Genomic DNA, 19,796 nt, shown 5'->3' with positions numbered 1-19,796 from the left:
CGTTTAGTAAACTTAGGACCTTGCTATACATTTGCCAGGAAAAACTGACAATTGATACTTTTCTTAACGGAGCAGCAGCGCCAGGGCGTAGCCGACAAGCGCCGCCCACAGCAGCATAGGCAGGGAATAATAGTGGAAACGAACCCAGATGCGGCGGTCGTTCGCCATGCGCAGGGCGATAAGATTAGCCAGCGAGCCAGGCAGCAGCCCAAAGCCGCCGATATTCACCGCAAACGCGAGCAGCAGCGAGGCGGGCACGTAATTCAGCAAAAGGATGGTGGCAGGCACGTTGCTGATGACCTGCGAAAGGCCAACGCCCAGCGCGAACAATCCCCCCTGGGAGAGCTGGCTCACGCCCTGCAGCGCATGCTCCAGCACCGGCAGCCGGGTTATCAGATGCACGTCTATGAACATCAACACGAACACCAGCAGCAGGCTCCAGTCGATCATCAGCAAAATACGTCGCGCCAGAATCGCAAAGCCCAGGGCAACCAGGCCCAGGCCCCACAGCTCCTGCTTCAGCTCAAGAGAGACGATAAATACCAAATAAAGCGCCACGCTTGCCCACACCAGCCGCGGCTGCCAGTCATGGATTTTATTGTGACCGTGGTACTGCAGCGTTTTTCGTGGGAAGCAGAACCAGCACAGCACCAGCAGGCTTGCCAGCATGGCTAGCGCCAGCGGCGCCATTTGCCAGGTGAAGGCCGCGAAGGAGAGCCCCGAGCGCCCCCACAGCAAAATGTTTTGCGGGTTGCCAATCGGCGTCATCAGCGACCCGGCGTTCACCGCCAGCGCCTCAAAGATGATGAGCCGCGTCACCGGTATCGAACAGAGTTTTTTCAGCGTGATGGTCAGCGGAACGATAATAAACAGCGCGACGTCGTTGGTGAGAAAGGTCGACAGCAGCGCCGCCGCTGCCACCATAAACATCGCCAACTGGCGTTCGCTTGCAAAGCGTTTAACCATGCGGCGGCCCAGCACGTCGAAATAGCCGCTCAGCTCCACGCCTTTGGTCAGCATCATTAATCCGGCAAGCGTAATAATGGTGTGCCAGTCTATGGCGCCAGGCCACTCACGGGGTCGAAAAGGTACGGCCAGACAAAGCGCCGCCCCGACGATAAGAAGAAGATGCAGAAAGCGATCGCGTAGAAAGGGGCGGAGCAGCGCCGTCAGCATTTATGACAGCATCCCGCGCTGTTCGCTGAACAAACGGAACGCTTCCAGCGTCTCTTCACTGACGTGGTGCTCTACCCCCTCCGCGTCAATGCGGGCGGTTTCCGGGCTGATGCCTAAGGCGAGGAAAAAGTTTTCAACAATCTGATGACGCTCACGGCTGAACTGCGCCAGCTTTTCCCCTTCGGGGGTCAGGAATACGCCGCGCCAGGGGATCTGCTCAATCAGGCCCAGCGTTGCCAGCCGTTTGAGCATCTTTGCTACCGTAGGCTGGGAGACGCCGAGGCGCGCGGCCATGTCCACCTGGCGCACCTCGCCCACTTCACGAATCAAATCGGAGATAAGCTCTATATAGTCATCAATCAACTCGCGACGGTGCGCTTCCCGCACCTGACGAAAACCTTCAACATGCTCTTCAACGTTAAGTAATTGCGTCACTTTTTCGCTGTTTTTTTTATCGGCCTGACGGCTCATGGAGCTTCCTCATAACAGTGGCGCTGTGCCGTTCTGCGACGGCGAGAGCGCCCATTGTAAACCACCCTCGTGCATCCACAAAAAATTAACGAAATAGCAATGGCTATACAATATAGCCTGTGCTATATCTGGTTGTAATGCAATCAGCTCTACAGGGAACCGGAGCCGCAGAATTAACGAGGAGGACCGCCATGAAAGAATTTAAGAGGTGCATGAACGTGTTTACACATTCCCCCTTCCAGGTACGCCTGATGTTGTTAAATATGTTATGCGATTGGGTCAATGGGAAACCGCAGCAGGGCGAACAGACGAAGCCGTAGGCAGCCGCCCTGCCTTTTCCGCAGCCAGACGTTTAGGCTATGCCTGCGCCATCTTTTTGTAACAACATTTTTCCATCATTCCCGCTGATGCGCTGCTCATCCGTTATAAACCCACACTATCTGTCAGAATTGCAGCCATGCTCGCAAAATGCGGCTTTCTTATCGGTTGATCTTCAATTCGTTGCGCTCTATCTTCTTGCAGCCCTGCACAGGAAGCGGCTCGCCAGTGCGCTCCAGCCCTCCTTCACTTAGTCTGTCAGGCCGGTTTTTTTCACCCTTCTCGCCAGGGTTATCGCATGGCGTTTTGTAGATCTCGGTAAACATGAATTTAACGGCTAAAGATACCCTGACGGCACGCGGCATTGCCCTCAATCCGTGGACGGGGTTTTACTTCCTGCAATCACTTCTGATTAACTTTGCCTTAGGCTACGAATTCAGCTTGCTTTACGCGGTGGCTTTCAGCTGTGTATTGCTCATTCTTTGGCGAAGCGCCCCACGCGTACAGAAAACATTGATAGGAATTTGTAGCCTTGTCGCAGCCATGTATTTCCCCTTCGGCCAGGCCTACGGCGCACCAAACTTTAATACCCTGCTGGCCCTGCACTCCACTAATTTCGAAGAGTCCACGGAGATCATGACCATCTTCCCGTGGTACAACTACATCGTCTCGGTGTTTATCTTCGCGCTTGGTGCGATCGCCGTTCGCCGCAAAGCCACGCCGAAGCGGGGATGGAATCATTTTGACAGCTGCTGCCTGGCAGTCAGCGTGGTCTGTTTCTTCGTCGCACCGGCGCAAAATCTGGCCTACGGCGGCGTGTTTAAATTTAAGGATACCGGCTACCCGGTGTTTCGCTTCGTGAAAGACGTGGTGGTCAACAATCAGGAAGTGCTTGATGAGCAGGCCCGCATGCAGGCGTTTGCGAAGATGAAGGACACCTGGAACGTGCTGGCGGTAAAGCCGAAATATCACACTTATGTCGTGGTGATCGGCGAAAGCGCGCGGCGCGACGCGCTTGGCGCTTTTGGCGGCCACTGGAACAACACGCCTTTTGCCAGCTCGGTAAACGGTAATCTGTTTATGGATTACGTGGCGGCGAGCGGCTCCACGCAAAAATCCCTTGGGCTGACGCTCAACCGCGTTATCGACGGCAAGCCGCAGTATCAGGATAATTTTGTGACGCTCGCCAACCGCGCGGGCTTCCAGACCTGGTGGTTCTCCAACCAGGGGCAGATAGGCGAATACGATACCGCCATCGCCAGCATCGCGAAGCGGGCCGATGAGGTGCATTTCTTAAAGAACGGGGATTTTGAAGCGGATAAGAATACCCGTGATGACGCGCTGCTGAAGATGACAGCGCAGGTGTTTGCCACCCACCGCACTACGCCACAGCTGATCGTTCTACACCTGATGGGCTCGCATCCACAGGCTTGCGACCGCACCCAGGGAAAATATACCGAGTTCGTGCAGTCGAAAGAGACGTCCTGCTACATCTTCAGCATGACCCAGACGGACGATCTATTAAAGCAGCTTTACGGTCAGCTGCGGAATACCGGCGAAACTTTCTCGATGGTCTATTTCTCTGACCATGGCCTTGCCTTTAAAGAGCGCGGCACCAAAGTGCAGTATCTTGCCCATGACGACGAGTTTCAGCAGAATTTCCAGGTGCCGTTTATGGTGCTCTCAAGCGACGATAAAAAGCATCGCCTGATTAAAGCGCGCCGCTCCGCCAACGATTTCCTGAACTTTTTCGCCGACTGGACGGGGATCAAAACCAAAGAGCTGGCGTCGAAATATAAATTTATTTCGGAGCAGAAGGCAGGCACCACCTGGGTGACCAACTTCAAACTGAAGAAGGTGGACTATACTCATCTGCAGACGGATATTTTTGAAACGAAATCCCGTTAGCTCGCGGGATGGGTGAACAGCAGACATAAAAAAATCCGCCTGAAGAGGCGGATTTTTATTTCACCCGAGGACGGGGAATTAGAAGCGGTAACCCACGCCTGCGATCCAGGTGCCTACATCAACATTACGGATGCGGCTCTGCTCGTAGGAAACGTCCAGAGCAACGTTTTCGATTGGGTTAAACTGCATACCTGCGCCGTAGGAGAAGCCGTAGTCGCTGGTGTTAGTATCGGTAGCGCCAGTAGTCTGGAATTTACCGTAGCCTACACCGACAACACCGTAGATGCTTGCCCAGTCGTTCAGACGGTAAGCAGGACCTGCGGTGATACCGTAGTATTGGCCTTTATTATAAACGCCATCTTCGGTGCGGTTTTTAGCGGTGTAGGTAAAGGAACCGATGTAACCCAGTGGGGTGTCGTTTTCGTAACGGTATTTCAGGTTGAAACCGTTAGCTTTATTCATAAAGCCCTGCATATCGCTCTGGGCATAACCACCGGTAACGGTGCTAGTTGCAGATGCGGTACCTACGGAAACGGCCAGAACACAAGCCAGTGCTGAAAGACATGCAATTTTTTTCATAATATCCACCTCAAATGTGCTTCAAGTAAGTCCTAAGATTTAAATATAACAAAATTAATTCAGAAACTCTTCGACATTTGTGTTGTCTAACGATTTTTTTCATGTAACACAACATTTCCACTACATGCTATGTCGCTAAAATCTCGACGATTTATCATAAAAAACGCGCAAATATTAACGGTTTTAACAAAACGTTCATTCAGATAATTCCGGATCTTTTATGACACTTACTTACAAAACCGGGTCAGATGTTACCTCAGGCGATGCAGAATAATCTCAATGAAAGCTCAACCGCCCTAACTTATTCCATTACACTAGGGAACTTTTCATAAGTTGACCAACCCCGACATTAACTGACAGGACGCAGGATGCCGTTATCTTCCCGTAAATTGCCCGTATGGCTGCCCATCGTAATACTGCTTATCGCCATGACCTCGATTCAAAGTGGTGCATCCCTTGCGAAATCTCTTTTCCCGCTGGTCGGCGCGCCGGGCGTGACCGCAATCCGTCTGGCGTTAGGCACGCTGATTCTGGTGGCGGTATTTAAACCCTGGCGTTTGCGCTTTAAGGCCGAGCAGCGCTTCCCTTTGCTGATGTACGGCTTATCGCTCGGCGCGATGAACTATCTCTTTTATCTTTCTATCCAGACGATACCGCTGGGCATTGCGGTAGCGCTCGAGTTCACCGGCCCGCTGGCGGTGGCGCTTTTTGCTTCCCGCCGGGCCGTGGATTTTGTCTGGGTAGTGCTTGCGGTGCTGGGGCTGTGGTTTCTGCTGCCGCTGGGCCAGGGCATGTCCCACGTCGATTTAACCGGGGCCGCATGCGCTCTGGGCGCCGGTGCCTGCTGGGCGGTTTATATTTTGTTTGGACAAAAGGCCGGGGTCGACCACGGACCGGCAACGGTCGCCATGGGGTCGCTGATTGCCGCTATCGTATTTGTGCCGATTGGTGCCTTTGAGGCTGGTAGCGCGCTGTGGCACTGGTCGCTGCTGCCGCTGGGCCTGGCAGTAGCGATTTTGTCCACCGCTCTGCCCTACTCGCTGGAGATGATTGCCCTGACGCGCATCCCGACGCGAACATTCGGCACGCTGATGAGCATGGAGCCAGGCCTTGCGGCCCTGTCGGGCATGTTGTTTCTTGGTGAGCACCTTACGCTGGTTCAGTGGATAGCGCTGCTTTCGATCATCGCGGCATCCGTGGGCTCCACCATGACACTCAAGCGCGAAACGCAAATTACCAGTATCGATGTGAATTGATGTGCATCAATTTATTTCCCGTGGAACAATTCTCGCACGGGAAATAAAAATTGCGATCAAATGCTTATATTACTGATTATTTCCTGAACCAAATAAGAACTGTTTCTCTTTAACTTCCCAGCCTTGTTACGCTTTCCGATATATCTCAATTTTTCTTTGCAACTCTCTGATATCAAAAGAATGTCATATTACCAGTCAGCCTTCGCTATCGGTTTAATAGGTACTGCCCATTCCGGCAGGATTAAAAAGCGGTGCTATACTTATTCCCGGTAACAAATCAGGAAACACACATCAAGAGGATGAAAGATTATGAGTACCGCTAAACTGGTAAAAACCAAATCTACAAACCTGCTGTATACCCGTAACGATGTTGCAGACAGTGAGAAAAAAGCCACCATCGAGCTGCTGAATCGTCAGGTAATCCAGTTTATTGATCTGTCACTGATTACCAAACAGGCCCACTGGAATATGCGCGGTGCTAACTTTATTGGTGTTCACGAAATGCTTGACGGCTTCCGCACGGCGCTCACCGACCACCTGGATACCATGGCTGAGCGCGCTGTACAGCTTGGGGGCGTGGCGCTGGGGACCACTCAGGTCATCAACAGCAAAACCCCGCTGAAGAGCTACCCGCTGGATATTCATACCGTTCAGGATCACCTGAAAGAGCTGGCGGATCGCTATGGCATCGTAGCAAATGACGTGCGTAAAGCGATAAACGAAGCAAAAGATGAAGACACGGCGGATATCCTGACGGCGGCATCCCGCGACCTGGACAAGTTCCTGTGGTTCATCGAATCCAATATTGATTAATCCATAGTCAATACTTATGTTTCCTTCCCCGCCAGGGGAGGGAAACCGCACCAAAATAGTGCGCAAAATTGCCTGCCCACCCTGCAAAAGTTCCATAACTGTAATGATTACATCACACAATCGTTAATGATTGGTTGTTTCGACGCCATAATTCGCGCTAATAATACCCTCCGACCTGTAAGCCCGCTTTTTGCACCATAATGAGGCACCGTAAGGGTGCATTATGACTGACTTGCAACTGATGTTGCGCAATGTTACAAATCCTCATCCTTGCAAAACAATATGTTGTAAATCTGGCACGATTCTTCCATGTTGCGCTGGCATGCAGGGGATAGCCCCATGGATTAACAAAGGAAATGCTATGAAGTCGATTTTGAAAGTTTCACTGGCTGCACTCACCCTGGCTTTGGCGGTCACTTCCCACGCCGCTGAGAAGAAACTGGTCGTTGCGACCGATACCGCATTCGTTCCTTTTGAATTTAAGCAGGGCGATAAATACGTCGGCTTCGACGTTGACTTATGGGCCGCCATTGCGAAAGAGCTGAAGCTGGACTACACCCTGAAGCCAATGGATTTCAGCGGTATCATCCCGGCGCTGCAAACCAAAAACATTGACCTGGCGCTGGCGGGGATCACCATTACCCCTGAGCGTCAGAAAGCGATCGACTTCTCCGACGGCTACTACAAAAGCGGCCTGCTGGTGATGGTGAAAGCGAACAACGACAGCATTAAAAGCGTGAAAGACCTCGACGGCAAAGTCGTTGCGGTTAAGGGCGGTACCGGGTCTGTTGATTACGCGAAAGCGAACATTAAAACCAAAGACCTGCGCCAGTTCCCGAATATCGACAACGCCTATATGGAACTGGGGACTAACCGTGCCGACGCTGTGCTGCACGATACGCCAAACATTCTTTATTTCATCAAAACCGCCGGTAACGGTCAGTTTAAAGCGGTAGGTGACTCTCTGGAAGCTCAGCAGTATGGCATCGCGTTCCCAAAAGGCAGCGACGATCTGCGCAGCAAAGTTAACGGCGCGCTAAAAACCCTGAAAGAGAACGGCACCTATAACGAAATCTATAAAAAATGGTTCGGCACCGAACCAAAATAATAAGATTCAGCAAGCTTAAGTAAGACCTGAGGGGCGGCATTCGCCCCTCTATTTTTGAACCACGGTATACAGGAACACATTATGCAGTTTGACTGGAGCGCCATCTGGCCAGCAATTCCGCTGTTATTTGAAGGCGCCAAAATGACCCTATGGATTTCGGTCCTTGGTCTTTGCGGCGGTCTGGTGATTGGTCTGGTAGCGGGTTTTGCCCGTTCTTACGGCGGCTGGATCGCCAACCACATCGCCCTCGTTTTTATTGAAGTGATCCGCGGTACGCCAATCGTCGTGCAGGTCATGTTTATTTACTTCGCGCTGCCGATGGCCTTTAACGATCTGCGTATCGACCCGTTCAGCGCGGCCGTCGTCACCATTATGATCAACTCCGGCGCCTACATCGCGGAGATCACCCGCGGTGCGGTGCTGTCGATTCATAAAGGCTTCCAGGAAGCCGGCCTGGCGCTGGGCCTGTCCAAACGCGAAACTATTCGCCACGTGATTATGCCGTTGGCGCTGCGCCGCATGCTGCCGCCACTGGGCAACCAGTGGATCATCAGCATCAAAGATACCTCGCTGTTCATCGTTATCGGCGTCGCCGAGCTGACCCGTCAGGGCCAGGAGATTATCGCCGGTAACTTCCGCGCGCTGGAGATCTGGAGCGCCGTTGCGGTCTTCTATCTGATTATTACTTTGGTGCTGAGCTTTGTTCTGCGTCGCCTTGAAAGAAGGATGAAAATCCTGTGATTGAATTTAAAAACGTCTCCAAGCACTTCGGTAAAACCCAGGTGCTGCACAATATCGACCTGAATATTAAACAGGGTGAAGTGGTGGTGATCATCGGGCCTTCCGGCTCCGGGAAATCCACCCTGCTGCGCTGCATCAACAAGCTGGAAGATATCACCAGCGGCGATCTGATTGTTGATGGCCTGAAGGTTAACGATCCAAAGGTAGACGAACGTCTGATTCGTCAGGAAGCGGGCATGGTGTTCCAGCAGTTCTATCTCTTCCCGCATCTTACCGCGCTGGAAAACGTGGCCTTTGGCCCGATCCGCGTCCGCGGCATGAAAAAAGAAGACGCCGACAAGCTGGCAAAAGAGCTGCTGGCAAAAGTGGGTCTGGCAGAACGTGCGCACCATTATCCTTCCGAACTTTCCGGTGGCCAGCAGCAGCGCGTGGCGATTGCCCGTGCGCTGGCGGTGAAGCCTAAAATGATGCTGTTCGATGAGCCAACCTCGGCGCTGGATCCGGAACTTCGCCATGAAGTGCTGAAGGTTATGCAGGATCTGGCCGAAGAAGGCATGACGATGGTTATCGTGACGCACGAGGTGGGCTTCGCTGCGAAGGTCGCTTCCCGCCTGATCTTTATTGATAAAGGTCGCGTGGCGGAAGACGGCAACCCGCAGGAGCTTATCGACAACCCGCCAAGCCAGCGCCTGCAGGAATTTTTACAGCACGTCTCGTAAAATCATTAAATACCCAGGGCGGGCAAGCGGATGAATGCGCCCCCGCCGCTTTTACAGTGGTGGATGACGCTCTCGCTTATCCACCCTACTTTCAGCCTCACCCCAGATTAATCCCCATTTCTAACCCGTTGATATCCGCCGACTATACTTACTCCTTTGTCTGACTTTCTCAGCCTGGAGGAGTGCCGTGCCGTGGATACTTTTGCTGCTATGCAGCCTGTTTAGCTTTCAGGCCACGGCGGTTACGCTGCCCGCCGCCGCCGTTGCCGCCAGTGCTACCCAAAACAGCAGCACCGCTCCTCCCGCAGAACCCGACGTTGAAGAAAAAAAGAAAGCCTATTCGGCTCTGGCGGACGTGCTGGATAACGACAAATCGCGCACCGAGCTGATTGAGCAGCTGCGCAAAGTTGCCGCCACGCCGCCGCCGGAGCCAGTTCCGGCCATTGCGCCACCGGAGCAGCTCAGCGAAGACAAAACGGTGCTGGAGAACGTCACCGACGTCAGCCGCCACTACGGTGGCGAGCTGGCCGACCGCTTTGCCCAACTGCACCGCAATATCACCAACGCGCCGCACAAGGCATTTAACCAGCAGACTTTTATTAACGCCCTGACCCATTTTGCGATGCTCGTTGCCGCCGTTTTCGCCTTCTACCTGTTGATTCGACTGTGCATGACGCCGGTCTGGCGGCGCATGGGGAAATGGGGCCGCAGGAAGAATCGCGACCGCTCAAGCTGGTTCCACCTGCCGCTGATGATCGTCGCGGCCTTTGTTATTGATATGCTGCTTCTGGCGCTTACGCTTTTCGTCGGGCAGATCTTCAGCGATATGATGAATGCGGGCAGCCGCACCATTGCCCGCCAGCAGGGATTATTTCTCAACGCCTTTGCGCTGATTGAATTCTTTAAGGCTATTCTGCGGCTGATTTTCTGCCCGCGCATACCGGATCTGCGCCCCTTCCCCATCAGCGACCAGAGCGCAAACTACTGGAGCGTTCGTCTGTCGGGCTTAAGCAGCCTGATAGGCTACGGGATCCTGGTCGCGGTGCCTATAATTTCCAACCAGATCAACGTGCAGATTGGGGCGATGGCCAACGTTGCCATCATGCTGTGTATCACCCTGTGGGCGCTGTATTTAATCTTTCGCAACAAACGTCACATCCAGCAAAGCCTGATTCACCTGGCGGACCGCTCAATGGCTTTTTTCAGCCTGTTCATCCGGGCCTTTGCGCTGGTGTGGCACTGGCTGGCGAGCGCCTACTTCGTGGTGCTGTTTTTCTTCTCGCTGTTCGACCCGGGCAACAGCCTGAAGTGGATGATGGGAGCCTCGCTGCGCAGCCTGGCAATCATCGGCATCGCGGCGTTTCTCTCCGGCATGCTGTCGCGCTGGATTGCCAAAACCATCACGCTGTCGCCTCAGGTTCAGCGCAGCTACCCCGAGCTGCAAAAACGCATTAACAGCTGGATATCCGCTTCACTGAAACTGGCGCGTATTCTCACCGTCTGTGTGGCGGTGATGCTGCTGCTCAACGCCTGGAGCCTGTTTGACATGTGGGCATGGCTGACCAACGGCGCCGGAGAGAAAACCGTCGATATACTGATCCGCATCGTGCTGATCCTGTTCTTCTCGGCGGTTGGCTGGACGCTGCTGGCAAGCCTGATAGAAAACCGCCTGGCGTCGGATATTCATGGCCGCCCGATGCCCAGCGCGCGTACCCGCACGCTACTGACCCTGTTTCGTAACGCCCTCGCCGTTGTGATAAGCACCATCACAATCATGATCCTGCTTTCTGAAATCGGCGTGAACATTGCGCCGCTGCTGGCGGGGGCCGGTGCCCTGGGGCTGGCAGTGAGCTTCGGGTCGCAAACGCTGGTGAAGGATATTATTACCGGGGTATTCATCCAGTTTGAAAACGGCATGAATACGGGCGACCTGGTCACCATAGGGCCGATCACGGGTACCGTTGAGCGCATGTCGATACGTTCGGTGGGCGTGCGCCAGGATACCGGGGCCTATCACATTATTCCGTGGTCATCGATCACCACCTTCGCCAACTTCGTGCGCGGCATAGGTTCGTTTGTGGCGAACTATGATGTGGACAGGCAGGAGGACGTGGACAAGGCGAACCGCATTCTGAAAGAGGCGGTAGCCGAGCTGATGGAACAGCAGGATATCCGCATGCTGGTCATCGGTGAGCCTTCGTTTGCGGGCATCGTCGGGCTGACCAACCAGGCATTTACGGTACGCGTGTCGTTCACCACCCAGCCGCTGAAGCAGTGGACGGTGCGCTTTGCGCTGGACGGGATGGTGAAAAAGCACTTCGACTCAGCGGGCATCCGTCCGCCGGTGCAGACCGTGCAGGTGATGCAGCCGGGCCCGGACGCCGCTCAGGCGCTCCAGGCCTCCGAGGCAGCAGCCGGAACGCTGCCGCCAGCAAACCCTACGGTATAGCTATTTAAAGCGCGTGGCGGCCCAGCGTGCGCGTTGGGCATCGTTCATAAAGGACCAGGCGATGAAACGGCTCTGCTTCTGACCCTGGGCCATCTCTTTCTTCACCACTTTCTCCACGCCAGCCTCCTGCATGACGCGGTACAGCGCAGGCAGGTTTTCGCCGCGGGAAACCAGCGAAGTGAACCACATCACCTGCTTCGCAAACGCTTTGCTCTCGTTGATCATCTGGCTAACGAACGCCACTTCTCCGCCTTCGCACCACAGCTCATGTTCGTGGCCGCCAAAGTTCAGCGCGCCCTTCTCGTCCTGGCCCAGATTACGACGTTTACGCTCGCTGCCGCTGCGGGCGGCGGCCTCTGAATCATGGAACGGCGGGTTGCACAGCGTGGCGTCGAAGGTTTCATTTTTATGGATGATGCCCGGGAAAATCGCATCCTTCATTTTCTGGCGGCGCAGACGGATCATGCGCGTTAAGCCCGGGTTCGCATCTATAATCATCGTTGCGCTGCGCAGCGCGTCGGCATCGATTTCGGAACCGGTAAAGCGCCAGCCATATTCATGCTGGCCGATGAGCGGATATATGCAGTTTGCTCCGACGCCCACGTCCAGAATCGTGGCCTGCGTTGGCACATTGCCGCCGTTGCCTTCGGCCAATAAATCCGCCAGATGGTGAATGTAGTCCGCGCGCCCCGGCACCGGCGGGCAGAGAAAACCATCCGGAATATCCCAGCCCTGGACGCCATAAAAATGCGCCAACAGCGCCTGGTTCAGAGCTTTTACCGCCAGCGGATCGGCGAAATCAACCGTTGGCTCACCGTGCGGGCCAGTTTTCACGAATGCCGTTAACGCCGGGCTGCTCTGCTGCAGGGCAGCAAAATCATAGCGTTCACGGTGGCGGTTACGCGGGTGCAGGCCCGGTTTGGTGGCAGGGGTTTTCATCGCGGCTTCTCCTTGTGTGGGCGCGTAAGATACTCTGTGCGGACCACGGGGTAAATACGCCGCGCCGTTTTCATCAACGAAAGAGGTTATATGTCCGCGAAAAGATATTACTACGAGCCTGCAAACGGGCATGGTCTGCCGCACGATCCGCTGAATGCGATTGTCGGCCCACGGCCAATTGGCTGGATCGCCTCCTGCAACGATCAGGGCCAGCGCAACCTTGCCCCCTACAGTTTCTTTAACTGTTTTAACTACCGCCCGCCAATAATCGGTTTTGCCAGCAGCGGCTGGAAAGACAGCGTGCAGAACATCCACGATACCAAAGAGTTCGTCTGGAACCTCACCACCCGTGAGTTGGCAGAACAAATGAATGAAACTTCCGCAATGCTGCCTCGCGGTGAGGATGAGTTTGCACGGGCGGGCTTAACGCCGGTGCCGGGCCGTAAAGTAAAGGCGAGCCTGGTGGCGGAAAGCCCGGTCAACTTCGAATGCCGCCTTACCCAGTGCATTCAGCTGACCTCCGCCGACGGCGTGGAGATCGATACCTGGCTGGTGCTAGGGGAAGTGGTGGCCGTTCATATTGAAGAAACGTTGCTCGTTGACGGCATATATCAGACCGCACTGGCGAAGCCGGTCCTGCGGGCCGGAGGTCCCTCTACCTATTACACCATCGAAGAATCTCACCGTTTCGACCTTATCCGCCCGGATGCACGATAACCTAAACAAAATCAGCCACCTGTATGTGGCTGATTTGTCAGCTTTTCGTCAGCTTTTGTTGTTCAAAAAACACGCACAACTCAATCAATTTTTTGCGTTCTTTTATTATCACAGACCGCCTACACTTTGAGTGTTGATGAAATTTTAACCAACCCTCCCTAAACTCATGAGGATGTGATGATGAAAAAGCTGCTGTATTTTTCTGCTGTAGTCACCCTTGCAGCACTACCCTATGCCAGCATGGCTGCCCAGGAATTGATGAGTGACCAGACCGGCCAGCTGCGTGAAGCGGGCACCGTATCTGCCAACAATGCCCGCAACCTGGATGACCTGGAAGACAAACTGGCCGCCAAAGCTAAAGAGCAGGGCGCAACGGGCTATGTGATTAACTCCGCCGGCGGCGATAACCATATGTACGGCACCGCCACCATTTATAAATAACCGCGAACAATAGCCAATGCTGACTATCAACCCCTGACGGTTTCCAGTTCTGGAAACCGTTTTTGCTTTGCCTGCTCCACTTCAAAGCATGATTGACTCTTTTGCTCCTTCCCTTTTCTGAAGGCTAAACCTCAGTGCAAGCGATTGCCCACCCGCCCTGCCAGCGATGCAAAAAAGATTAGCAAAAGGTGCTGTAAACGAGGCGGAGACAGGGTGATAGTATCCATGCTGATAATTCGCATGCTAACAATCAACATTTTCAATGGCTTAGCTGGTGTTCAATTTATTTGAACAACGCCATCAATTCTCTTCGATTTTATCTGCTGCCCAAAAGTGTGACCATAATCACATCGACGGAACAACGTCATCTTAAACAGAATAACCTGCGAGAAATTAACTATGAAAACCATCAAATATGCTGTAGCCGCTATCGCCCTTTCTACTCTCTCTTTCGGTGCTTTTGCCGCACAATCCGTCAGCGCAAGCGAAGCTCAGAACCTGAATAAAGTCGGCGTGGTTTCTGCCCAGGGCGCAACCACGCTGGACGGTCTGGAAGCGCAGCTGGCTTCTAAAGCAGAACAGGCGGGTGCAAAAGCGTACTCCATCACTTCTGCTAACACTAACGGCAAAATGAGCGGTACCGCTGTTATCTACAACTAATCTGTAGACAAAGCTTTTCGTTTGACCCTGTGAGATGTATTGCCACAACCCTCATTGAAGCGCTGCTTCGACACTGATTTACCCTTGATATACCCTTGCTGCCTGCGGACTCTACCGCAGGCTTTTTTTTGCCTGCCGTCAGGCCGGGAACGCTTGTTCTACCCGCGCCATCCCCTCTTCGTACGTCAGGGCATCGCCCGTTGCCACAAGACAACAGGCCATCTGAATTTTTAACGCCCCGGGAACAGGCTCAACGCCCGCCGCGCAGCGTTCTATCCATCGTGCGGTAACGTCAGGATCTTTAGAATCTGGCAGAACGACATTTTCAACTACCTCTGCCTGCCGCTCCACGACCACCCGCGTTCCCTTATCGTCAATCAGCGTGATTTGCGGGCAGCGCTGCGGATTGGCATAAACCTCTCCCTCCGTGCCGTGCATCAGCAGACCGCGTCCGCCGATATCGCCGAAGAATTTCGCCACTTTGGTCACATATTCCGGGTGGGACACACTCGCCAGACGCAGCGCGGCTGATTCTTCAAACGGCGTGGCAAGCTTGGCAAGCGTATGCGCGCTGTTTCGCACGCCCATACGCCAGCGCATCGCCAGCTGATCTTCCATCGGCGGGCAGAGCGCGCTAATTGGTATATAAAGCGGACGGTGGGCTTCCAGTTTCGCCTGGGCCTGGCCCGCATGGAGGGTTGGCTCAATGCCGATCAGCTTGAAAATCGTTTCGGTGAGGATGCGGGTGGGATCGTGGCTGACGCCATGCACCACCACCGGGTAGCCCAGCCGGTTGAGCAATATCGCCAGCAGCGGCGTCAGGTTCGCCTGCTTTCGCGCGCCGTTGTAGGAGGGGATCACGATCGGCATCGGCTTGTTCACCGGCGGGCTTAGCGTGAGAAGATGCTGCTTCATCGCCTCGTAGAAACCGAGCATCTCCGCCTCGCCTTCGCCTTTAATGCGCAGGGCAATCAGCACCCCGCCCAGCTCCAGCTCCGGCACCTCGCCTTTCAGCATATGGCTGTACAGCCCGCGTGCCGTGTCGAAATCCAGATCCCTGGCGTGATTCTTACCGCGCCCTACCTCTTTGATTATTTTGCGATAGTCCATCTCTGCTCCCCTGAATTATTTTCTCACCCGCTTTCGCCGCACGGTTTTCTTCGGCTCTGACGCGAGCGCTTTTGCCGCCGGTGCTGGCGGCTGGCTTATCGGAAACACCGGCAGCGCGCCCAGCAGCCGCTGACCATAGTTTTTCGTCAGCAGGCGGCGATCGTAAATCACCACTTCACCATAGCAGGCGTGGCTGCGAATTAAACGCCCGACCTGCTGGATCAGGTTAAATGATGCGGCAGGCAGGCTCTGTACTTCAAACGGATAGCGCTTCAGGCTTTTCAGCCATTCGCCTTCGGTCACCACCACCGGGCTGTCCACCGGCGGGAAGGCAATTTTATGAATATGCACCTGGCTTAGCAGGTCGCCTTTTAAATCTAACCCTTCCGCGAAAGATTGCAGCCCGACCAGCACGCTGGTGCCGCCGTCCTCAACCCGTTTTCGGTGCAGTTCGACCAGCTTATAACGAGGCTGGTCACCCTGAACCAGCAGGGTCAAACGCAGATCCGTTACGTGAGAGAGGAACAGCTGCATGGCGCGGTTGCTGGCAAAGAGCACCAGCATCCCTTTATGTTCGCCTTTTGCCAGCTCGGCACGGAAAAACGCCGCCATTTCAGCAAGATGTTGCGGTTCGTTTTCCATAGTAGGTTCAACGCTCAGCTGGGGAATGATGATTTTCCCCTGCTCAACGTGGTTAAACGGCGAGTCCAGGGCAATAAACCTGTCCCCCGCTTTTTCGCGCAGGCCGCTCATCTCCTGCAGGCGTTCAAACTTATTCAGCGAGCGCAGCGTAGCGGAGGTAATAATCACGTGTGGCACGTTGCGCCAGACAAGCTTTTCAAGCTGATCGCTGACGCGGATCCCTACGCAGTGGAAGTAGAGGTGCGGCTGGCCTTCGCGGACGTCCTGGGTTACCCATTTGGAGACCGGCGCGCCTGAGGCCTGCTCCATGGCCGACAGCCGCCACAGTTTGCTCTGGGATTCGAAATAGCCCAGCGCGCGGTTCATCTGCAGTAAAGCACGATGCACGCGCACCACGTCATGGGTACCGGTCTTTTCGCTTAAATCATTAACCAGCGCTTCCGCCAGACCGCGCAGCCCTTCGGTCAATTTTGCCAGACGCTGGCAGATAACCATGATCTCTTCGGGCAAAACGCCCATCTCAAAGCGGTGTTCGCTCTCGTACTCACCCGGCATCCACAGCTTTACAATGCTGCAAAACGAGCTGAGCAGTTCGTGAACTTCGTCGCAGTGGTTGGTGAGGCGTTCCGGCGAGGTGAGCGGCGGCGGGCTTTTCGGGCGGAGCTGCGCCATGATCCCTTCAACCAGTTTCCCGAACAGGTCGAGCTGAAGGCGGCTGTAGCCAGGGGTAATTTCCGCGCTCATCTCCAGCGCATCGCGCGCCACGTCTGGCAGGTGATGGCCTTCGTCGAGCACCAGCAGCAGGTTTTTGGCTTCTGGCAGCACCGCATCGCTTTCCATGGCCGCCATCACCAGCGCGTGGTTGGCGACGACCACCTCCGCATCGTCGATTTCGCGGCGCGCCACGAAGAACGGACACTCTTTATACCAGTGGCAGTTACGCCCCAGGCAGCTGGCTTTATCGGTGCTCATGCGCCGCCAGAGATCGTCGTCTATCGCCTGGGCATTGTGGTCGCGGATGCCGTCCCACTTATAGCCGTCCAGTTCAACCTTAAGCTTTGCGCAGCGCTGCTGCTCGTCTTTGCTGGCCGGGGCCATTTCGTCATCCAGAAATGCAAGCAGATCCCCCTGCGCGAGGTTATCCGTTGCCAATGCGGCAAGGTTGCGGGGACAGACGTAGCGCCCGCGACCGAAGGCGGCGGTAAATTTCAGATCGGGGATAATTTTGCGCAGCAGCGGCAGGTCTTTGCTGTAGATTTGATCCTGAAGCGCGACGTTGGCGGTGCTGACCACCAGCGTTTTTTGTTCGCCCCGGGCGATAGCGATGCCGGGGATCAGATAGGAGAGGGTTTTCCCCACGCCGGTGGGGGCCTCGATCGCCAGGTGCCGCCCTTCGTCCCCCGCCAGGGTTTTTGCCACTTCGGCAATCATCTGCCGTTGCGGCGCGCGGGGAATAAAGTCCGGTATCTGCTGCTGGAGCGCCTTATACCAGGCGGCGATTTGCGCTTTTTGCGCCGGGGAAAGGGCCATGACTCTCACTTCTACTGTATAAACAGCCACTATTCTCCCACTTTTCGCCCCCGGACGGCATTCTTTTTTGTTTTTAAGTCATCCCCTCCACCTTGACCAATGACAAGGCGGCCACGCCCCGCCGCTCTTTATAATTACCCCCGTTTGTCCTCCCACTGGTGCGAAAATATGGCTTATCAACTGACCTTTGACTGGCAAGAATTCATGGAAAAATACTGGCAGAAGCAGCCGGTGGTCCTGAAAAATGCTATCCCGAATTTTATCGACCCGATTACGCCGGACGAACTGGCAGGGCTTGCGATGGAGCCAGAAGTGGACAGTCGCCTGGTCAGCCATACCGCAGACGGTCAGTGGCACGCCAGCAACGGTCCGTTCGAGGATTTTGACGGCCTGGGTGAAACCGGCTGGTCCCTGCTGGCGCAGGCCGTGAACCACTGGCATGAACCTTCCGCCGAGCTGGTTCGCCCGTTTCGCGTGCTGCCGGACTGGCGTCTCGACGATCTGATGATCTCGTTTTCCGTGCCGGGCGGCGGCGTTGGCCCGCACATCGATCAGTACGATGTCTTTATCATTCAGGGCATGGGCAGCCGCCGCTGGCGCGTAGGGGACAAGCTGCCGATGCGTCAGTTCTGCCCGCATCCTGCCCTGCTGCACGTCGATCCGTTTACGCCAATCATCGATGAGGATCTCGAGCCTGGCGATATTCTCTATATCCCACCGGGTTTCCCACACGATGGCTTCACGCACGAAACCGCTCTCAACTATTCAGTTGGTTTCCGTGGGCCGAACGGCCGCGATCTGGTGAGCAGCTTTGCGGACTACGCGCTGGAAAACGATCTGGGCGGCGAGCACTACAGCGACCCGGATCTGACCCTGCGCGAGCATCCCGGTAAGGTTGAAGAGTACGAGCTGGATCGCTTGCGCGGTATGATGATCGAGATGCTCAACCAGCCGGAAGACTTCCGACAGTGGTTTGGGGGCTTTGCCACAACGCCGCGTCACGAGCTGGACATTGCCCCGGCAGAGCCTGCCTATGAGCAAAGTGAAATTCTGGATGCCCTGATGCAGGGAGATTCCCTGACACGCCTGAGCGGCCTGCGCGTGCTCAACGTCGGCGAGCGTTTCTTCGTGAACAGCGAACCGCTGAATACAAAAAATGCCAAAGCCGCGGATGTTCTGTGCCGCTACACCACGTTAGGGAAAAGTGAGCTGGGCAAGGCGTTGCAGGACGAAGAGTTTATTGAGGTGCTGACCGGGCTGGTGAACCAGGGCTACTGGTACTTCGAAGATTAATTCCTCTTTCACCTTCACCTTCTTCTGGGGGAGAAGGGAACTGCAAAATAAATCAGTAAAATTTCCCAGAGTCGACCGCACTGTCTACAGTTATACGGGGACCTCCCGGGCTGGCTTTGGGGACAATATGGCGCTTTATACCATTGGTGAAGTGGCCGCGCTTTGCGATATCAATCCCGTGACGTTACGCGCCTGGCAAAGGCGCTACGGACTTCTGAAACCACAGCGCACCGACGGTGGGCATCGGCTGTTCGACGAAGCCGACATCGACCGCATTCGTGAGATCAAACGCTGGATAGAAAACGGCGTCCAGGTCAGCAAGGTTAAAGCGCTGCTCTGCGGCGAAGAGCTGGATCTGGAAACCGGCTGGCGAGAGCGCCAGGAGACGCTGCTGCACTATTTGCAGTGCGGGAACCCTAACCGGCTGCGGGCCTGGATGGCCGACGTCGGACGTGACTACCCCGCCGAAACCCTCGTCATGCAGCTTTATACCCCGCTTCGCCGCCGCCTGCAGTGCCAGCAGGTCACCCTCAGCACGCTCCTGAGCCTGCTCGATGGCGCGCTGATTAACTATATTGCGCTTTGCCTGGCCTCCGCCCGCAAACACAGCGGGAAAGATGCGCTGCTGATCGGCTGGAATATACAGGACACGACACGCCTGTGGATGGCGGCATGGATGGCGATTCAGCAGGGCTGGCGCGTTGACGTGCTGGCGCAGCCGCTGACAAGCGTGCGGCCGGAACTCTTTCCCCAGCAGACTATTCTGGTGTGGTGCGGCGACTCGCCCAGCCATCAGCAACTCGCGCAGCTGGAACAGTGGCGCTGCGAAGGGCTGCCTGTTTTCCCGCTAAACGGCAGCGGCCGTGACCCCACCCGCATCATTCAGGACATTTAAAGGTTCATTAACAAGCCGGCTTCGACTTATA

At 55.1% G+C, this 19,796-nt stretch carries 19 protein-coding genes; 13 read left to right on the top strand and 6 right to left on the bottom strand.

Features of this window, described 5'->3' with window-relative positions:
• Positions 1 to 63 precede the first annotated feature (63 nt).
• Positions 64 to 1,176 (bottom strand): SLC13 family permease, encoded by a 1,113-nt coding sequence (locus ACA108_07035; GenBank protein ID XEX97256.1) that lies wholly within the window; start codon positions 1,174 to 1,176, stop codon positions 64 to 66.
• Complete coding sequence (gene mntR / locus ACA108_07030) at positions 1,177 to 1,647, bottom strand: manganese-binding transcriptional regulator MntR (GenBank protein ID XEX97255.1); 471 nt, start codon at positions 1,645 to 1,647, stop codon at positions 1,177 to 1,179.
• Between the two features lie 191 nt (positions 1,648 to 1,838).
• On the opposite strand from mntR, the gene mntS reads away from it, so the two are divergent.
• Both mntS and ACA108_07020 read left to right on the top strand, forming a co-directional pair.
• Positions 1,839 to 1,967, top strand: coding sequence for a manganase accumulation protein MntS (gene mntS / locus ACA108_07025; protein XEX97254.1), 129 nt, complete (start codon positions 1,839 to 1,841; stop codon positions 1,965 to 1,967).
• A gap of 322 nt (positions 1,968 to 2,289) precedes the next feature.
• Positions 2,290 to 3,873, top strand: a complete 1,584-nt coding sequence (locus ACA108_07020; protein ID XEX97253.1) for a phosphoethanolamine transferase — start codon at positions 2,290 to 2,292, stop codon at positions 3,871 to 3,873.
• Positions 3,874 to 3,951: 78 nt separating this feature from the next.
• Here ACA108_07020 and ompX read toward each other — a convergent pair whose 3' ends face one another.
• On the bottom strand, positions 3,952 to 4,452 hold the full coding sequence (gene ompX / locus ACA108_07015; GenBank protein XEX97252.1) for an outer membrane protein OmpX: 501 nt from the start codon (positions 4,450 to 4,452) through the stop codon (positions 3,952 to 3,954).
• Between the two features lie 368 nt (positions 4,453 to 4,820).
• Here ompX and rhtA point away from each other — a divergent pair, with 368 nt between their 5' ends.
• The 6 genes from rhtA (at position 4,821) to ybiO (ending at position 11,538) form a co-directional block, all read left to right on the top strand.
• Positions 4,821 to 5,708 (top strand): threonine/homoserine exporter RhtA, encoded by an 888-nt coding sequence (gene rhtA, locus ACA108_07010; protein ID XEX97251.1) that lies wholly within the window; start codon positions 4,821 to 4,823, stop codon positions 5,706 to 5,708.
• 309 nt (positions 5,709 to 6,017) lie between these two features.
• Positions 6,018 to 6,521: a DNA starvation/stationary phase protection protein Dps gene (dps, locus tag ACA108_07005; GenBank protein XEX97250.1), complete on the top strand. Its 504-nt coding sequence runs from the start codon at positions 6,018 to 6,020 to the stop codon at positions 6,519 to 6,521.
• A gap of 361 nt (positions 6,522 to 6,882) precedes the next feature.
• Positions 6,883 to 7,629, top strand: coding sequence for a glutamine ABC transporter substrate-binding protein GlnH (glnH, locus tag ACA108_07000; protein ID XEX97249.1), 747 nt, complete (start codon positions 6,883 to 6,885; stop codon positions 7,627 to 7,629).
• Positions 7,630 to 7,710: 81 nt separating this feature from the next.
• Complete coding sequence (gene glnP / locus ACA108_06995; protein ID XEX97248.1) at positions 7,711 to 8,370, top strand: glutamine ABC transporter permease GlnP; 660 nt, start codon at positions 7,711 to 7,713, stop codon at positions 8,368 to 8,370.
• Positions 8,367 to 9,089 carry a glutamine ABC transporter ATP-binding protein GlnQ gene (glnQ, locus tag ACA108_06990; GenBank protein ID XEX97247.1) on the top strand — a complete coding sequence of 241 codons (723 nt, stop codon included), beginning with the start codon at positions 8,367 to 8,369 and terminating at the stop codon, positions 9,087 to 9,089. Before glnP ends, glnQ begins: the two co-directional genes overlap by 4 nt.
• 187 nt (positions 9,090 to 9,276) lie before the next feature.
• Positions 9,277 to 11,538 carry a mechanosensitive channel protein gene (gene ybiO, locus ACA108_06985; protein ID XEX97246.1) on the top strand — a complete coding sequence of 754 codons (2,262 nt, stop codon included), beginning with the start codon at positions 9,277 to 9,279 and terminating at the stop codon, positions 11,536 to 11,538.
• Here the strand turns inward: ybiO and rlmF are convergent, their stop codons facing one another.
• Positions 11,539 to 12,477 carry a 23S rRNA (adenine(1618)-N(6))-methyltransferase RlmF gene (rlmF, locus tag ACA108_06980; protein XEX97245.1) on the bottom strand — a complete coding sequence of 313 codons (939 nt, stop codon included), beginning with the start codon at positions 12,475 to 12,477 and terminating at the stop codon, positions 11,539 to 11,541.
• A gap of 90 nt (positions 12,478 to 12,567) precedes the next feature.
• On the opposite strand from rlmF, the gene ACA108_06975 reads away from it, so the two are divergent.
• The 3 genes from ACA108_06975 (at position 12,568) to ybiJ (ending at position 14,295) form a co-directional block, all read left to right on the top strand.
• A complete protein-coding gene (locus tag ACA108_06975) occupies positions 12,568 to 13,194 on the top strand; it encodes a flavin reductase family protein (protein XEX97244.1) in 627 nt (208 codons plus the stop codon).
• Positions 13,195 to 13,374: 180 nt separating this feature from the next.
• Positions 13,375 to 13,635 (top strand): DUF1471 family periplasmic protein McbA, encoded by a 261-nt coding sequence (mcbA, locus tag ACA108_06970; GenBank protein ID XEX98041.1) that lies wholly within the window; start codon positions 13,375 to 13,377, stop codon positions 13,633 to 13,635.
• A 399-nt stretch (positions 13,636 to 14,034) separates the two neighbouring features.
• Positions 14,035 to 14,295, top strand: a complete 261-nt coding sequence (ybiJ, locus tag ACA108_06965) for a DUF1471 family protein YbiJ (protein ID XEX97243.1) — start codon at positions 14,035 to 14,037, stop codon at positions 14,293 to 14,295.
• A gap of 138 nt (positions 14,296 to 14,433) precedes the next feature.
• On the opposite strand, the gene ybiB is transcribed toward ybiJ, so the two are convergent.
• Entirely contained in the window at positions 14,434 to 15,405 is a 972-nt protein-coding gene (gene ybiB / locus ACA108_06960) for a DNA-binding protein YbiB (protein XEX97242.1), read from the bottom strand.
• A gap of 15 nt (positions 15,406 to 15,420) precedes the next feature.
• Positions 15,421 to 17,577 (bottom strand): ATP-dependent DNA helicase DinG, encoded by a 2,157-nt coding sequence (gene dinG, locus ACA108_06955; GenBank protein XEX98040.1) that lies wholly within the window; start codon positions 17,575 to 17,577, stop codon positions 15,421 to 15,423.
• A 168-nt stretch (positions 17,578 to 17,745) separates the two neighbouring features.
• Here dinG and ACA108_06950 point away from each other — a divergent pair, with 168 nt between their 5' ends.
• Together ACA108_06950 and ACA108_06945 are read left to right on the top strand one after the other, a co-directional pair.
• Positions 17,746 to 18,870, top strand: coding sequence for a JmjC domain-containing protein (locus ACA108_06950; GenBank protein ID XEX97241.1), 1,125 nt, complete (start codon positions 17,746 to 17,748; stop codon positions 18,868 to 18,870).
• 127 nt (positions 18,871 to 18,997) lie between these two features.
• Positions 18,998 to 19,765 carry a MerR family transcriptional regulator gene (locus tag ACA108_06945; GenBank protein ID XEX97240.1) on the top strand — a complete coding sequence of 256 codons (768 nt, stop codon included), beginning with the start codon at positions 18,998 to 19,000 and terminating at the stop codon, positions 19,763 to 19,765.
• The last annotated feature ends 31 nt before the right edge of the window (positions 19,766 to 19,796 follow it).

Source organism: Dryocola sp. LX212 (assembly GCA_041504365.1).
Taxonomy (GTDB): Bacteria; Pseudomonadota; Gammaproteobacteria; order Enterobacterales; family Enterobacteriaceae; genus Dryocola.
Note: the sequence above shows the minus strand (reverse complement) of the source record. Positions and strands in the feature narration are given on the sequence as shown.

Excerpts from the sequence above, each read along its gene's own strand:
- ACA108_06950 (XEX97241.1), top strand. The coding sequence starts at position 17,746 with ATGGCTTATCAACTGACCTTTGACTGGCAAGAATTCATGGAAAAATAC.
- ybiJ (XEX97243.1), top strand. The coding sequence starts at position 14,035 with ATGAAAACCATCAAATATGCTGTAGCCGCTATCGCCCTTTCTACTCTC.
- rhtA (XEX97251.1), top strand. The coding sequence starts at position 4,821 with ATGCCGTTATCTTCCCGTAAATTGCCCGTATGGCTGCCCATCGTAATA.
- ACA108_07020 (XEX97253.1), top strand. The coding sequence starts at position 2,290 with ATGAATTTAACGGCTAAAGATACCCTGACGGCACGCGGCATTGCCCTC.
- mntS (XEX97254.1), top strand. The coding sequence starts at position 1,839 with ATGAAAGAATTTAAGAGGTGCATGAACGTGTTTACACATTCCCCCTTC.
- ACA108_07035 (XEX97256.1), bottom strand. The coding sequence starts at position 1,176 with ATGCTGACGGCGCTGCTCCGCCCCTTTCTACGCGATCGCTTTCTGCAT.
- ACA108_06945 (XEX97240.1), top strand. The coding sequence starts at position 18,998 with ATGGCGCTTTATACCATTGGTGAAGTGGCCGCGCTTTGCGATATCAAT.
- dinG (XEX98040.1), bottom strand. The coding sequence starts at position 17,577 with ATGGCCCTTTCCCCGGCGCAAAAAGCGCAAATCGCCGCCTGGTATAAG.
- ACA108_06975 (XEX97244.1), top strand. The coding sequence starts at position 12,568 with ATGTCCGCGAAAAGATATTACTACGAGCCTGCAAACGGGCATGGTCTG.
- rlmF (XEX97245.1), bottom strand. The coding sequence starts at position 12,477 with ATGAAAACCCCTGCCACCAAACCGGGCCTGCACCCGCGTAACCGCCAC.
- glnP (XEX97248.1), top strand. The coding sequence starts at position 7,711 with ATGCAGTTTGACTGGAGCGCCATCTGGCCAGCAATTCCGCTGTTATTT.
- ybiB (XEX97242.1), bottom strand. The coding sequence starts at position 15,405 with ATGGACTATCGCAAAATAATCAAAGAGGTAGGGCGCGGTAAGAATCAC.
- mntR (XEX97255.1), bottom strand. The coding sequence starts at position 1,647 with ATGAGCCGTCAGGCCGATAAAAAAAACAGCGAAAAAGTGACGCAATTA.
- dps (XEX97250.1), top strand. The coding sequence starts at position 6,018 with ATGAGTACCGCTAAACTGGTAAAAACCAAATCTACAAACCTGCTGTAT.
- mcbA (XEX98041.1), top strand. The coding sequence starts at position 13,375 with ATGAAAAAGCTGCTGTATTTTTCTGCTGTAGTCACCCTTGCAGCACTA.
- ompX (XEX97252.1), bottom strand. The coding sequence starts at position 4,452 with ATGAAAAAAATTGCATGTCTTTCAGCACTGGCTTGTGTTCTGGCCGTT.
- glnH (XEX97249.1), top strand. The coding sequence starts at position 6,883 with ATGAAGTCGATTTTGAAAGTTTCACTGGCTGCACTCACCCTGGCTTTG.